This is a genomic window from Bacillus sp. JJ1609, from assembly GCF_036967045.1.
In the GTDB taxonomy this organism is placed as follows: Bacteria; Bacillota; Bacilli; order Bacillales; family Cytobacillaceae; genus Mesobacillus.
Window position 1 is genome coordinate 32702 of record NZ_JBALSS010000008.1, and the last position, 14902, is coordinate 47603.

10 protein-coding genes and 1 pseudogene are annotated in these 14902 nt (G+C 42.5%); 2 read left to right on the forward strand and 9 right to left on the reverse strand.

Annotated features, from left to right (window positions below):
• Positions 1-172: 172 nt before the first annotated feature.
• Together clpB and V7654_RS08970 are read right to left on the reverse strand one after the other, a co-directional pair.
• Positions 173-2773: an ATP-dependent chaperone ClpB gene (clpB, locus tag V7654_RS08965; RefSeq protein ID WP_335430006.1), complete on the reverse strand. Its 2601-nt coding sequence runs from the start codon at positions 2771-2773 to the stop codon at positions 173-175.
• Positions 2774-2886: 113 nt separating this feature from the next.
• Complete coding sequence (locus tag V7654_RS08970) at positions 2887-3066, reverse strand: YjzC family protein (RefSeq protein ID WP_335430007.1); 180 nt, start codon at positions 3064-3066, stop codon at positions 2887-2889.
• A 194-nt stretch (positions 3067-3260) separates the two neighbouring features.
• Here V7654_RS08970 and V7654_RS08975 point away from each other — a divergent pair.
• Positions 3261-4051, forward strand: a pseudogene (locus V7654_RS08975) (undecaprenyl-diphosphate phosphatase).
• A gap of 224 nt (positions 4052-4275) precedes the next feature.
• Here the strand turns inward: V7654_RS08975 and argF are convergent.
• From argF to argC, 7 genes are all read right to left on the reverse strand, one after another.
• A complete protein-coding gene (gene argF, locus V7654_RS08980; RefSeq protein ID WP_335430008.1) occupies positions 4276-5232 on the reverse strand; it encodes an ornithine carbamoyltransferase in 957 nt (318 codons plus the stop codon).
• Positions 5229-8336: a carbamoyl phosphate synthase large subunit gene (locus V7654_RS08985; protein ID WP_335430009.1), complete on the reverse strand. Its 3108-nt coding sequence runs from the start codon at positions 8334-8336 to the stop codon at positions 5229-5231. The genes argF and V7654_RS08985 overlap by 4 nt, the downstream gene beginning before the upstream one ends.
• Positions 8329-9408 (reverse strand): carbamoyl phosphate synthase small subunit, encoded by a 1080-nt coding sequence (locus V7654_RS08990; RefSeq protein WP_335430010.1) that lies wholly within the window; start codon positions 9406-9408, stop codon positions 8329-8331. Before V7654_RS08990 ends, V7654_RS08985 begins: the two co-directional genes overlap by 8 nt.
• A 172-nt stretch (positions 9409-9580) precedes the next feature.
• Positions 9581-10720: an acetylornithine transaminase gene (locus V7654_RS08995; RefSeq protein ID WP_335430011.1), complete on the reverse strand. Its 1140-nt coding sequence runs from the start codon at positions 10718-10720 to the stop codon at positions 9581-9583.
• Positions 10717-11490: an acetylglutamate kinase gene (gene argB / locus V7654_RS09000; protein ID WP_335430012.1), complete on the reverse strand. Its 774-nt coding sequence runs from the start codon at positions 11488-11490 to the stop codon at positions 10717-10719. Before argB ends, V7654_RS08995 begins: the two co-directional genes overlap by 4 nt.
• 13 nt (positions 11491-11503) lie before the next feature.
• On the reverse strand, positions 11504-12739 hold the full coding sequence (argJ, locus tag V7654_RS09005; RefSeq protein WP_335430013.1) for a bifunctional ornithine acetyltransferase/N-acetylglutamate synthase: 1236 nt from the start codon (positions 12737-12739) through the stop codon (positions 11504-11506).
• Positions 12740-12750: 11 nt separating this feature from the next.
• The gene (gene argC, locus V7654_RS09010; RefSeq protein WP_335430014.1) at positions 12751-13785 is read right to left on the reverse strand and encodes an N-acetyl-gamma-glutamyl-phosphate reductase; all 1035 of its coding nucleotides are present in this window, start codon (positions 13783-13785) and stop codon (positions 12751-12753) included.
• 226 nt (positions 13786-14011) lie between these two features.
• Here argC and V7654_RS09015 point away from each other — a divergent pair, with 226 nt between their 5' ends.
• On the forward strand, positions 14012-14704 hold the full coding sequence (locus tag V7654_RS09015) for a Crp/Fnr family transcriptional regulator (protein WP_438825275.1): 693 nt from the start codon (positions 14012-14014) through the stop codon (positions 14702-14704).
• The last annotated feature ends 198 nt before the right edge of the window (positions 14705-14902 follow it).

Consider the following 14902-nt stretch of genomic DNA (forward strand, 5'->3'; position numbering starts at 1 on the left):
CAGGACACTGAATAGCTTCCTCGAATCTGCCCACGCACGATGGAAATGCGTTAGCATTTTCGGAGGAGTCTTCGCGCCTTCCACTACAATCAACAGGGTTTAAAAACAACATTGGCTTTAACAGAGCCATATTTTATCTTTGTTAATATTGATCTTTAATCCAGCCGTTCATTTAATTGACTTGCAGTTGTATTTCACCATTTTCCACGGTTATTTCCACTAAGCTTTTTTCTTTGATCCGTCCGGCTATGATTTCTTTTGCTAGCTTTGTTTCGAGGCTTCTTTGGATGAAGCGTTTCAGCGGGCGTGCTCCATAAACGGGATCAAATCCATTTGCTGCCAAATACTCTTTTGCCTCATCACTGATGGTAAGCTGGACTTGCTGGTCAGCTAGCCGCTCCTGCAATGTGATAATCAGCTTTTCAACGATTAATTTGATCTCTTTTAATGACAGAGGTTTAAATAATATTATCTCATCCACACGATTTAAAAATTCTGGACGGAAATGACTCCGTAACTGAGACATGACCAGGTCTCGTGTTTCTGAAGTAATTTCCTCCTCGCCCTCGTGGCGCTCCAAAAGGAAATGGGAGCCAATATTCGATGTCATAATAATTACTGTATTTTTGAAATCAACCGTTCTTCCCTGTGAATCCGTGATGCGGCCATCATCAAGCATTTGAAGCAGGATATTGAACACTTCTGGATGTGCTTTTTCTATTTCGTCAAGCAGGATGACAGAATAAGGATTCCTCCTTACAGCTTCTGTAAGCTGGCCGCCTTCTTCATATCCTACATATCCCGGGGGCGCACCGATTAATCGGGACACAGCATGCTTTTCCATATACTCTGACATATCGATGCGGATGATATGCTCCTCACTGTCAAATAATGACTGAGCAAGCGTTTTGGCAAGCTCTGTTTTTCCAACGCCAGTAGGTCCAAGGAAAATGAACGAACCAATCGGCCTGTTTGGATCCTTGATTCCTGCTCTCGCCCTTAGAACGGCATCTGACACCAGAGATACTGCTTCCTCTTGTCCCACCACACGCTGATGAAGGATACTTTCGAGCTTGAGCAGTTTCTCCCTCTCGCCTTCTACAAGCTTCATGACAGGAATGCCAGTCCAGCGTGCAACGATAGAAGCAATCTCTTCCTCTGTCACTTCTTCTCTGAGGAGCCTGTCACCAGCATTTGCGCTAACTTCCGTTTCAAGTTCCTTCAATTCTTTTTCAAGAGAAGGTATACTTCCATGCCTTAATTCAGCAGCCTTGTTCAGGTCATAATCATTCTCTGCTTTTTCCAGTTCCCGGCGAAGTTTTTCCAAAAGTTCGCGCTTTTCCTGCACCTTCTGGATACCTTCCTTCTCCGTTAGCCATCTCGACTTCATTTCATTCGCAGTTTCACGAAGATTTGCCAGTTCCTTTTGAAGAACTTCAAGTCGCTCACGGCTGGCATCATCCTTTTCCTTTGTAAGGGCCGCTTCTTCTATTTCAAGCTGCATAACTCTTCTTGTCACTTCATCAAGCTCAGTGGGCATTGAGTCAATCTCAGTCCGTATCATTGCACAGGCTTCATCGACAAGGTCAATAGCCTTGTCAGGCAGGAAACGGTCTGTGATATATCGATCAGATAAGGTAGCTGCAGCAACTAGCGCACGGTCATGGATATTTACACCATGGTGGATTTCAAATCTTTCCTTCAATCCTCTTAAAATCGAAACTGTATCCTCAACGTCAGGCTCCTGTACTAATACCTGCTGGAACCTCCGTTCAAGCGCTGGATCCTTTTCAATATACTTCCGGTGTTCATCCAAAGTCGTTGCTCCAATACAATGGAGCTCCCCGCGGGCAAGCATCGGTTTTAACATATTGCCTGCGTCCATTGCACCTTCCGTTTTTCCAGCACCGACAATGGTATGAAGTTCATCAATAAACAGAAGGATTTTCCCTTCGCTTTTTTTCACTTCATTTAATACAGCTTTTAACCGCTCCTCAAACTCCCCGCGGAATTTTGCGCCAGCAATCAAGGAACTCATATCAAGTGCAAAAATTGTTTTATCCTTTAGACCTTCAGGAACATCCTTACGAACGATCCTCTGTGCAAGTCCTTCTACAATCGCAGTCTTACCAACACCGGGCTCACCGATCAAAACCGGGTTGTTCTTCGTCTTTCTTGACAGGATGCGAATGACGTTCCGAATCTCCCCATCTCGTCCGATTACAGGATCCACTTTTCCGGACCTGACTTCTTCTACAAGATCGCGTCCATATTTCTTTAATACTTCATACGTAGCTTCTGGATTTTGCGAAGTCACTCTCTGGTTCCCCCTAACCTCTTTAATTCTGGATAATAAATTCACCCTTGATAATCCTAGCTTTTTCAGTGCAGAGCCTGTTTCTGACGAAGCTGACTCAACTGCGGCAAGCAAGACGTGTTCCACTGATAAAAATTCATCTTCAAATTGGTCCATTTCCTTTTCGGCTTGAGCCAAAACCTTTTGAAGTGATGCGGTAATATATAATTTCCCTTGTTCCACCCCACTACCTGATACTTGAGGTTTTTTAGACAAGGATTTTGTTAATTCTTTTTTAAACTTCCCTATATCGATCCCCATCCCTGAAAGCAATGTTGCAGCTAAATTGCTTTCTTGCCCCAATAAGGAGAGAAACAAGTGCAAATCATCAACTTCCTGGTGGTTATGTTGAACAGCCAGGGTCTGGGCTGATACAAATGCATTCTGCAAACTCTCAGTCATTTTCTTCAAATCCAACCCATTCACTCCTTTGACCTTTTTTGACCTTTAAGTATATTATAATAAAAATTCCCAATAAGTAAAGCCATCCGCATCGGATGGCTCACTGTTAATGAATGAAATTTGCTGCCTCAAGGTTTCCTCTGGTAAGTCCAGAGGCGGTTATGATTTGAAGTTTCCGGAAAACGGTCGCCAGCACTTAGCTTCAGCTTTTGAGGATTGTTGACAGTGCTGCCTGTCTCACCGATTTCAATGTATACGCCATTATTTGGAGCTTTTTGTCCAGGTCGAAATTGTCGATTCTGTCCCATTATGCCTTCCTCCTTTATAAGTTATCCGGCAATTTTATTATTTGCTGATTCAAATAAACTATTTATAAAAACTTTTGGAAGTGACTTTATCCTTTCATTAAAAAGGGATATTCGTTAAATTAGTTTGTATTGGATATAACGGAAAATGAAATTTTTGGAGGAGCTTTATCTAGTATGGAAAATCTTTTTGATTAATTAAATACATATTTTTGGGCCTATTCCAGGGCATTACGGAACCTATTCCTGTATCCTCTAGCGGGCATCTTGAAATTGCAGAACATTTCTTTGGTCTTGAAATTGAAGGGATGAGCCTTGCGCTATTGGTCAATACAGCGTCATTATTTGCCCTTTTGCTAATTTATAAAGATGACATCAAGCGTTTAATTATTAACGGTTTAGCATACCTTAAAAACAAAGATTCGAAAGCGAAATCCGATTTTATGTTCATCATTTATTTGAATATCGATACCATTCCCGCTGGTATAATCGGTATCCTCTTCGGAGATTTTATCGAAGATAACCTGGCATCCATCAGGACAGTAGGATTACCCTTTTAGTTACTGGCTTGGCTTTATGGATGATCCGCAACATGCGGGTTCGTAAAAGTGATGGTGAATTGAGCTACCGTGATGCCATCATTGTCGGACTTGCACAGGCAATCGCATTAATTCCAGGCATAAGCAGGTCGGGTGCAACAATCGTAGCAGCTATGGGCCTTGGCATGAGACAGGAAACAGCATTGAGGTATTCTTTTCTGCTTTATATACCTGTTAGTGTCGGTGGAATGCTTCTTGGATTCTCGGATATTGTGAAGGATCCTTATTTGAAAGAATTGGCGCTTCCATATGCGCTAGCATTTTTTGCATCTTTAATCGCATCATATTTTTCATAAAAATGGTTCATGAATATTATGGCTCGAGGAAACCTGAAATATTTTGCTATTTACTGTTTCGTTGTTGGGGCGCTTGTTATTTTCTTTTCATAATTCACGCTAAAAACCGGCTGCTATGCTGCAGCCGGTTTAGTTTGATTTTATTAAGGAGAATTCTACAGCCTAATTTTAAGAGAACTTTTTAAAATTAGACTGTTGATTTCCGCTCCGGGCACTCGCTTTCCGCGGGGCGTCAGGTGAGCCCGCAGGAGTCGAGTACCCTCCGCTCCAATCAACAGGTGCTAAAAATCAACATTGACCTTTAACACAGCCTAAAATTAATCCTTGAGGATTTCCACTAACAGCGCCTTTTGGGCATGCAGACGATTTCCTGCCTGATCGAAAACGACAGAATGAGAACCATCAATCACTTCAGCACTTACTTCCTCTCCGCGGTGTGCGGGCAGACAATGCATAAAGAGGTAATCCTCTTTTGCCTGTTCAAGCAAATCGGCATTTACCTGATAATCCTGAAAAGCCTTAAGCCTTAGTTCATTCTCAGCTTCCTGCCCCATGCTGGTCCACACATCTGTGTAGATGATATCAGCATCCTTTACAGCCTCTGTTGGCGAATCGGTTATAACCAGCTTCGCACCACTTATTTCGGCAAACTCTTCACACATGGACGTTACATCAGAATCAGGAAAATACTCTTTTGGTGCGGCAATCGATACATCCATACCGACTTTTGTACAGGCAATCATCAATGAATGAGCCATATTATTGCCATCACCGATATAGGCGAGTTTCAGTCCTGCCAGCTTCCCCTTGTTTTCATAAACAGTCAGTAAATCGGCGAGTGCCTGGCATGGATGGTAAAGATCGGTCAATCCGTTAATGACAGGGATTGCGGCATGTTCGGCCAGCTCCTCTACAGAACTATGCGAAAAGGTTCTTATCATGATGCCATCGAGATATTGTGAAAGCACCTGTGCAGTATCGGCAATCGTTTCTCCACGACCAAGCTGCAGGTCATTTCCATTAAGATAAAGCGCACTGCCTCCAAGCTGGATCATTCCTACTTCAAATGATACTCTTGTTCGTGTGGATGATTTATCGAAAATCATCCCTAGAATTTTGCCTTTCAAGGGGTAGTCAAATTGTTTTTTTGATGTCTTATCTTTAAGTACAACTGCTTTTTCAATCAGACCAATGATTTCCTCTGAAGTCAAGTCTGCCAATGTTAATAAATCTTTTCCTTTTAAATTAACGTCTAGCTGCTGAATTGTGGTCATTTTGCGATCACTTCCTCACTGGTTTCTATATGCCATTCACCCAGGGACTTTACTTCCCAACTGTCTATTGATGAGCTATTTAAAAGGGCATTCAAAGTTTCTTTTTGTGTCAGTACGATTTTTCTGTTTTTAATTGCCCATTCCCTTAATGCTTTATCTCTAGCTGAGGTTCCTGGACAAAATAATGCTGCGATTTTTTGAGGATTATCTGCTTTTTCGTATTCCACCATTTCCAAAACGGATGAATCATATTGACGGCTAGCAAGTGCTAAATCACCCTTGTCTGCAAATGCGATTACTCCTTCGAGAGGTTTTCCGTTAATGGAATGGAAACTTTTGTTCAATGCCTCATCCGTTGATGTGGCTATACTGATTCCTTCCCCGGTGGAAATCATCTGTGGCCCCGTCTTGGAATCCAGTCCCTTCAAGGCAAAGTTTGAAAAGACAGGATGTTTAACGCAACTAAAAGGAGCGTTTGAATCAAGAAGCAGCTCGTCTTTCGACAAAAAGTATTTCCCGAGCAATATTTTTGTCGCTTTTTTCACTAATTCCACTCCGGCTACCTTGCTGACTATTGGCATCGTCCTGCTGGAACGCGGATTGATTTCAAGAAGCAATACTTCATTTCCATTCACAATAAATTGGATGTTCATTAACCCTTTATATTTAATTTCTGTCACGATTTTCTTGGCATAATCGGCCATCAGTTGTTTTGTTTCAGGCGAAAAGCTCCGGGCTGGAATGATACAGAAGCTGTCACCGGAATGGACACCCGTTTTTTCAATATGTTCGATGATCGCTGGAATAAGAATATGTTCTCCATCTGAAGCTAAGTCCAGCTCCGCCTCTTTAGCTTCCAGATATTGGTCCACAAGGATCGGAAACTGAATATTTCCTGCCTCAATGAGACTGCTTAATTCCTGAGGATTATGGATTACGACCATGTTTAGGCCGCCGATTACATAGGATGGACGTATCAGTACAGGATAACCTAGCTGTTCAGCAACGCTTAGCAATTCAACTTTATTCGCAGCGGTTTCTCCCTGTACTCTTGGAATATTAAGCTTATCAAGCAGCTGATAAAATTGGTCTCTGTCTTCAAATAAGTCAATAGTCTTGGAGCTCGTGCCCAGCAGCTGGACACCTGCTTTTTCAAGCCCCTTTGCTAGGTTCAAAGCTGTTTGTCCGCCGAGCTGGACAATCACTTCTTGGATTCCCTCATTTTCTATGACATTCAAAATATCTTCAATCATCAATGGTTCAAAGTACAATCTGTCAGAGATTGCAAAGTCAGTGCTTACTGTTTCCGGATTATTGTTAATCATGATTGTTTCTACATCTTCTTCGTTTAAGGCAAATACTCCATGTACAGAACAATAGTCAAACTCAATTCCCTGTCCGATGCTGATGGGCCCGCTGCCAATGACTAATACCTTGCGTTTTTTGCTTGCGGCAGGTGCTTCATTTTCTCCAAAATAACTGGAATAGAAATAATTTGAGGACGATTCAAATTCAGCGGCACATGTATCGACCATTTTATATACTGGTGTTACACCATGACTTTTTCTTAGTGATCTTATCTTTTCCTCAGTAACCTTCCACTCTTTGGCGAGAAATTCATCACTAAAGCCTTTTTCCTTTATGTGCCTTAACTCTGAGGCTGTAACCTGCTCGCTGCTTAGTCCTTCAATCATCTCTTCCATATCAATCATCACCTTGAATTTAGCGAGGAAAAATAAATCAATTTTCGTTTTTTGATGCAGCAAATGAATGTCCTCGTGACGTCGAAGCAATTCAAGAAGCGCAAAAATCCGCTGGTCTGTTTGTTTTGCTGCCAAATCATGAAGCTGCTCAACTGTATATTGTGAGATGGCAGGAAGCTTAAGATCCAGCGTCTTGATATTCAGTGATTTGACTGCCTTAATAAAAGCACGCTCAAAGCTTCGATCAATTGCCATCGCTTCTCCAGTTGCCTTCATTTGTGTGCCCAATGTCCTGTCAATCTGGGGAAATTGTTCAAACGGCCATTTAGGAATTTTAACCACGACGTAATCCAATGCTGGTTCATAACTTGCATACGTATTGCCGGTTACAGGATTCATAATTTCTGCCAGGTTATACCCAACAGCTAATTTCGCCGCCATCCTGGCAATTGGATAGCCAGTCGCTTTTGATGCAAGTGCTGAAGACCTGCTGACCCTTGGGTTCACTTCAATCAAATAATAATTTTTGCTTTCGGGGTCAAGTGCAAACTGGATGTTGCAGCCGCCAATGATTCCTAATGCAGATATAATTTTAACGGCTGAAGTTCTCAGCATCTGATATTCACGGTCTGTCAGCGTTTGGGAAGGCGCAACAACGATTGAATCACCGGTGTGGATGCCGACGGGATCAATATTTTCCATATTGCAGATAGCAATACATGTGCCTGCAGCATCCCGCATCATTTCATACTCAACTTCTTTAAAACCTGCAATGCTCCTTTCAATCAAGCATTGATTAATAGGACTCTCATTTAATCCGCCAGTGACAAGTGATGTTAAATCGTCCATTGAGACCGCGATCCCGCCACCAGTGCCTCCGAGTGTATAGGCTGGGCGGACAATTAACGGAAAGCCAATTTTTTCAGCAAAGGCGATTGCTTCCTCAACTTGATGAACAACCTCACTTTCAGGAACTGGCTCATTTAGTTCATGCATCAAACCGCGAAAAGCCTCTCTGTCTTCACCCTGCTTGATGCTCGCAACAGACGTCCCAAGTACTTTTACCTCGTGTTTTTCAAGGATTCCTTGCTCGCTCAACTTGAACACCAAATTCAAACCTGCCTGGCCCCCGAGTGTTCCAAGGATTCCATCAGGCTTTTCGAGTGCGATGACTTTTTCAACACCTTCCACTGTCATGGGCTCAAAGTATACAGCGTCTGCAAAGACATGATCGGTCATTACGGTGGCAGGATTATTGTTTACAAGGATGACCCTGTATCCTTCTTCCTTAAGTGCGATGCAGGCCTGTGTTCCTGCATAGTCGAACTCGGCTGCCTGGCCAATGATAATGGGGCCAGAACCAATTACTAAAACTGATTTAACACTAGTATCTTTAGGCATAGCTGACTTCTCTCCGCTTTTTGCATTTGACTGTTTGGATGAATTCTTCAAATATAAATGTACTGTCCTCTGGTCCAGGACTGGCTTCAGGATGGAACTGCACTGTCAGGAGAGACAGTTTTTCATGGTAAAGTCCCTCGATTGATTGGTCGTTTTTATTGAAAAAACGCACCTTCAATCCTGTTTTGGCAATGCTGTGCTGGTCAACAGCATAGCTATGGTTCTGTGATGACATGAATACCTTGCCTGCAGTCACATCATAAACAGGCTGGTTTGCTCCGCGATGCCCAAATAGCATCTTCTTCGTATCCCCACCAAGCGCAAGAGCCGCCAGCTGATGTCCAAGGCAGATTCCTAAGACAGGGTAATACTCAATCACTTTTTTAATGTCTTTCAGGTTTCCGGCGAGCTCCTTAGGATCTCCGGGCCCATTTGATAATAGGACGCCATCAGGCTGGAGTGCGGCAATTTGTTTAAAGGTATAATGATATGGAACAATCGTCACAAGGCAATTTTGTTTTACCAAATATTCAGCGATTGATTTCTTGAATCCATAGTCAATCAAAACAATATGCGTATCACCCGAGCCAATCGTTTCAGGTTTAATGGTCGATACTTCCTTTACTTTCAGGCCAGCAATCATATCACAACTTACATCACAGTCAGGCTTATTTGATAGAACTGCTGGCATCGTTCCATTCTGCCGGATGCTTTTTACAAGTTCCCTTGTATCCACATGTTCAAGTACCGGTATATCCCATTTCTTTAAGTAATCTAAAAATGAATGCTGAGCTTCGTAATGGAATGCATAGTTTGCTGCTTCATAAACGATGACAGCTGCTGCATGCGGCTTCTTGCTCTCAAAGTCTTCATCATTTATCCCGTAGTTGCCGATCAGCGGATACGTAAACACGATAATTTGATTTTTATATGAAGGATCTGTCAGAACCTCCTGGTAGCCAGTCATTCCGGTGAAAAAAACAATCTCTCCGGCAATTCCTTCTTCAGTCAGCTTCCCGTGCAAGTGCCCCTGAAATGTCTTGCCGTCAGCCAGTTGCAGATATCCTTTCATCCGACACCTCTCCTGTTGAATATTTATTTACAAGAATTTATTTTTATACATCCAGTTTAAAAAATATACAGCCTTTACGCTGTGATTGAATGCATGCTTACTGTTTCTTCTAGGCTCTTTTCGTATACATTGCTGCTTCTACCACCTGCATAAATGTTTCTTTGTTCAGAAGCTACTCGAAAAGAGCTTCTTCTATTATATGAACAGCCTTTTCAATCTCTTCCTGGCTTACATTCAGTGGTGGAAGCAGACGGATTACTTTTTCTCCTGCTGGCAGTGCAATCAGGCCAGCTTTTCTTAAAGCTGCTAGTATAGGCTGGACCTCTTTGGTCATTTCGATTCCTGCCATCAGTCCCAGTCCCCTGATTTCTTTTACAATATCCAATTGTCCAAGACTTTTATGAAGCGATTCAAATAAATAATTCCCTTTAGCTGTTGCTTCAAGTAAAAATTCATCTTGAAAAATAATCTCCATCGTAGCAGATGCGGCTGCTGTACTCACCGGATTTCCGCCAAATGTTGAACCATGGCTTCCAGGACCGAAAAATTCCTTCAACTCAGCTTTTCCCACGGCAGCTCCAATTGGCAGTCCACTGCCCAGGCCTTTTGCAACCGTGATTATATCCGGTTTTATTCCGAAGTGCTGAAAAGCAAATGGCTTCCCTGTACGTCCGATTCCTGTCTGGATTTCATCAATGATCAGCAAGGTACCATTTTTCATACATGCTTTTTCTATTTCTTTAAGGAACTCGGACTCAGCGACATGAATTCCGCCTTCCCCCTGGATGATTTCAATCATGACCCCTGCTGTATCCGGCCCAATTTCGTCTTGGAACGCTTCAAGATCATTGAATGGAAGGTGTACAAATGTTTCTAGCATACTGCCGAATCCTTGTTTGATTTTTTCTTGGCCGGTTGCAGCCATCCCTGCGAATGTCCTGCCATGAAAGGATTGCAGGAAGGAAATGATTTTCGTTCGCCCGGTAGCTTTCCTAGCCAGTTTAATAGCTGCTTCATTCGCTTCAGCACCACTATTGGCAAAAAATACACAATCTAAATCCGCCGCTTCTGCCAGCTTTCCCGCTGCTTCCTCCTGGATTCTTTGTGGAAATAGATTAGATACATGCCAAAAGGATTCCAGCTGTTTTTTCACCGCAGTCTCTACAGGCTCAGGACGATGGCCTAAATTGCATACACCTATACCTGAAGTGAAATCAAGGTATTCACGTCCATCTTTTCCATAGATCAAAGCACCCGCTGCTCTTTCAGGCTCGATTTCCCATCTTTGATAGGTCGGGAATAAATAGCTCATTTTAAAACCCTCACTTTTGCGGCAATTGATGTCCCGTGCCAGCAGTTATTTTTAAAAAATTGCTTTTTACCAGAAATGATCATTACTTTTTCTACTCCTGAAGCCATTGCGGATAGGGCTGAATTCACTTTAGGGACCATCCCGCCATAAATACGTCCATCAGAAATATAGCTTTCTACTTCTCTCTCAGTTACGTCACTGACAATCTCACCATCGATAAGAATCCCTTCTACATTGGTTACAAATGCACAGCGTTCCGCCTTTAAGGCTTTCGCAACTGATGCCGCTGCATAATCGCCATTTATGTTCAGCTTTAAGCCATCTTCGGCAACTGCGATAGGAGTGATCACCGGAATATAGCCTTTCTCAATTGCCATCATGATTAAATCGGTGTTCACCACGGATATAGCCCCAACATAGCCTAATCCAGTTTTATCTAGATACTCTCCCTGGAGGCATCCACCGTCGCTTCCATTTATACCTAGTGCATTGAAGCCATTTTTTATCAGCATTCCACAAAGCTGCCGGTTCGTTTGCCCTGATAAAACCATTTCAACAATTCCCATTGTTTTTTCACATGTCACTCGTAAACCATCTTTGAACTGTGCTGTTATTCCAAATAAGTCCAGCATTGTGTTGATCGCTGGCCCGCCACCATGGACAATTACCGGAGAAAAGCCGTTCTCCATCAGCTCTCTTAAGCTTGTAAAAAAATCATCAGTCAGATCATCCAATACACTTCCGCCGCATTTAATGACTACTATCTTCAAAGTATTCGCCCCTTTATGTGCGATAACTTGCATTTATTTTCACATAATCATATGAAAGGTCGCAGCCCCATGCCATGCCAGTGCCACCTCCTATTTGAAGATCAACAAAAATTTGCACTTTATCATTCATTAGGTAATCCTTCGCTTCATCCTCGTTAAAAGCAATCGGTGTACTATCCTTAAGCATATTGATTGGGCCAAGGGCGATATCAACCGTTTTGGGATTTACTGCTGCCTGGCTTTGGCCAATTGCACCGATAATCCTTCCCCAGTTCGCATCTGCACCATACACCGCTGTTTTGACAAGGTTTGATCCGGCAATCTTCTTTGCAACTGTACAGGCTTCTTCATTCGTCTGAGCGCCTTTCACTGACACCTCGATTAATTTCGTTGCTCCCTCACCGTCCTTTGCGATTTGTTTCGCAAGGCTGGCACAGCTTTCTTTTAACAGTTCAAGAAAAATTGGCCACTCTGGATGCTCAGGATTTAACGGGGCATTCCCCGCAGCACCGTTCGCAAGCACAAGTACCATATCATTTGTGGATACATCCCCGTCTACCGTTATTTGGTTGAAGGTGGTGTTCGTCACTTCTTTTAATGCCATAGTAAGATGCTTACTCTCTATGGCTGCGTCTGTTGTCAGGAAACCAAGCATAGTTGCCATATTCGGGTGAATCATACCTGAACCTTTGGCAGCACCGCCAATGACAACTGTCCTGCCATCAATCACAGCGGAATAACAGCATTGCTTCATGACTGTATCTGTCGTCAGGATTGCCGTCTGAAAAGCTTCTGCATCGCCTGCTGATTTCCCGATTTCAAGATTGTCAATTCCTGCTTCAATTTTTTCCATCTGTAAGAATTCCCCAATGACACCTGTCGAAGCTACAGCGACATGATGTTCAGAGATACCTAATTTTAAAGCAGCCAATGACCTCATCTTTAAAGCATCTTGATATCCCTGTTCTCCTGTACATGCATTCGCACACGCACTATTGACAACGAGTGCCTGGAGAACACCTTCTTGGGCGATGCTTTCCTGAGTTACCAATAGCGGAGCTGCCTGAAAGTGGCTCGTTGTGTAAACAGCTGCACAACTGCCCGGTGTTTCGCTTACAATCATTCCTAAATCAAGCTTGTTATAACGAAGTCCTGCATGGACACCGCCGCAGAGGAAGCCTTTTGGACTAAGGATGCCGCCATCAGTAATTTCTTTAATTAAGTTTTGGTCAGTTAATGCCTGGTACATGTTATCCTCCTTTATGGGTACAGGGGTATCAATCCAAGACCTGCTGTTTCGTCTATACCAAACATAAGGTTGGCATTCTGGACAGCCTGGCCTGCAGCCCCTTTCATTAAATTATCGATGACAGAAACGACTGTCAGCCTCCCGGTCCGCCTATCCGCGTGCAGGCCTATGTCACAAAAATTCGAGCCTTTTACTTCTTTTACTGCCGGAAAAACTCCCTCTTTCCTGATTCTGATAAACGGGTGGCCATGATAGGTTTGTTCATATAAATCTAGCAATCTCTCCGTATCATCTTCATTCTTCAGTTGAATATACATGGTCGCCATGATTCCTCTAGTGATAGGAATTAAGTGTGTGCTGAATGTAATCGTTACCTGGTCGCCATTCCATTGGCTAAGCTGTTGTTCAATTTCGGGAATATGCTGATGCTCATTGACTTTATAAATTTTAAAATTTTCATTCAATTCAGCGTATAGCGTACCCATTGAGGGAGACCTTCCAGCGCCCGACACACCTGACTTAGCATCTATAATGATGCTTGACGGATCAATTAACTTTTCCTTCAGAACAGGTGCAAGACCCAGAAGCGCTGCAGTCGGATAGCAGCCCGGGTTAGCCAGAAGCCTTGCATCTTTGATCTCATCTCTATACCATTCACTTAGACCATAAACGGCCTCAGCAAGAATTGAGTCATTAACCGGATCATGACCATACCAGGTTTTATATGAATCTCCTTTTTTCAGTCTCATATCTCCAGATAAATCGATTACCTTAATATCAGTATGAAAAAATGAATCTACTAGCTTCCCAGAAACCTTTGAAGGTGTTGCCAGAAAAACAACATCCGATTCTTCAGCGATTTTTTCAGGATCTATGTTTGTAAGGACTTTATCAAAAATCCCTGTTAAGTGTGGATATTCTTCGGATACTGGTTTTTCGTCTCTCGTAGTGTGGACTGAATGGATTGTGAAATATGGATGGTTTGCCAGGAGGCGAATCAGCTCTCCTCCCCCATATCCTGTTGTACCGATGATCGCTGCTTTCACTTTTCTCCTCCTTCCAACAATGTATAAATACTCATAAATATTTATAAATATTAATTATGTTCTTTTTATTATAAGAATTCAATTTTCAAAACGCAACAAAATTATTAACAATATGTGAACAATTCGCAATTTTATTGCTGGCTTAATATGCTTTACAATATAATTATATTAATTATTTATACGGACAGGAGTATAATCGGCCTGCCGTACATGGGGTGGTATTAACATGCAGGCTGCAACAACCATGTCACCAAAGCTGAATAAAGTATTCGAAAAGGTTCACAGGGTCAAAAAAATTGAAAAAGGCTCATTCCTTTTTGAGGAAGGAAATAACGCAAGTGAGCTGTATATTATTCAAAGCGGCAAATTCCAGATCAGCAAGATGGTTGCTGACGGTCGTGAACTGACAATCAGAATGTGCTCAGCCGGAGAATTGGTTGGAGAGCTATCACTGTTCAGCCCTGCATCAAGCCATTTACTTACTGCGAAAGCCTCTGAGAGTGGAACTGTCGCAGTAATCAAGAAGGAAAAACTGGAGAATGAAATAGCGAAGGATAATGCGCTCGCGCTGGAATTGGTAAAATGGCTTTCACTACAGCATCGAAAATCACAAACCAGATTCCGGGACCTTGTCCTCCATGGAAAGAAAGGTGCTTTATATTCGACATTAATACGGCTGGCGAACAGTTATGGAGTGGAGACGGACGAAGGAATAAAAATTGATGTTTCCTTGACAAACCAGGAGCTCGCTAATTTTTGCGGCACATCCCGCGAGGTAGTCAACCGACTGCTGAGCGAGTTAAGAAGAAATAATAGCATTTCCATCGATAAGGGCTTCATCACTGTTCATGCATTGAATCGGCTTAAAAGAGAAATTGATTGTGAAAGCTGCCCTGTTGAAGTTTGTAATATTGAATGATAAGGTTATTTTCTTATAGTTTTTAATGAAATTTTTTAAATAAAAGGCTACCCTGAAAATATGCACAATAAAAAAATGAGAAATCATTATAGGCAAAAATGCATCATTTCATTCACCATGGTGCGAATTTTCATTAGCATGGATGTCTCTGTTAAACAAGGCTGTTGATTTTCGTTCCAGGCGCTTCGCTTTCCGCGG

Coding starts and splice junctions, on each gene's coding strand:
- V7654_RS08970 (WP_335430007.1), bottom strand. CDS start 3,066: ATGGGACAGAATCGACAATTTCGACCTGGACAAAAAGCTCCAAATAAT.
- V7654_RS08990 (WP_335430010.1), bottom strand. CDS start 9,408: ATGAAAGGATATCTGCAACTGGCTGACGGCAAGACATTTCAGGGGCAC.
- argJ (WP_335430013.1), bottom strand. CDS start 12,739: ATGTACCAGGCATTAACTGACCAAAACTTAATTAAAGAAATTACTGAT.
- argF (WP_335430008.1), bottom strand. CDS start 5,232: ATGACCACAATTCAGCAGCTAGACGTTAATTTAAAAGGAAAAGATTTA.
- V7654_RS09015 (WP_438825275.1), top strand. CDS start 14,012: ATGCAGGCTGCAACAACCATGTCACCAAAGCTGAATAAAGTATTCGAA.
- V7654_RS08985 (WP_335430009.1), bottom strand. CDS start 8,336: ATGCCTAAAGATACTAGTGTTAAATCAGTTTTAGTAATTGGTTCTGGC.
- V7654_RS08995 (WP_335430011.1), bottom strand. CDS start 10,720: ATGAGCTATTTATTCCCGACCTATCAAAGATGGGAAATCGAGCCTGAA.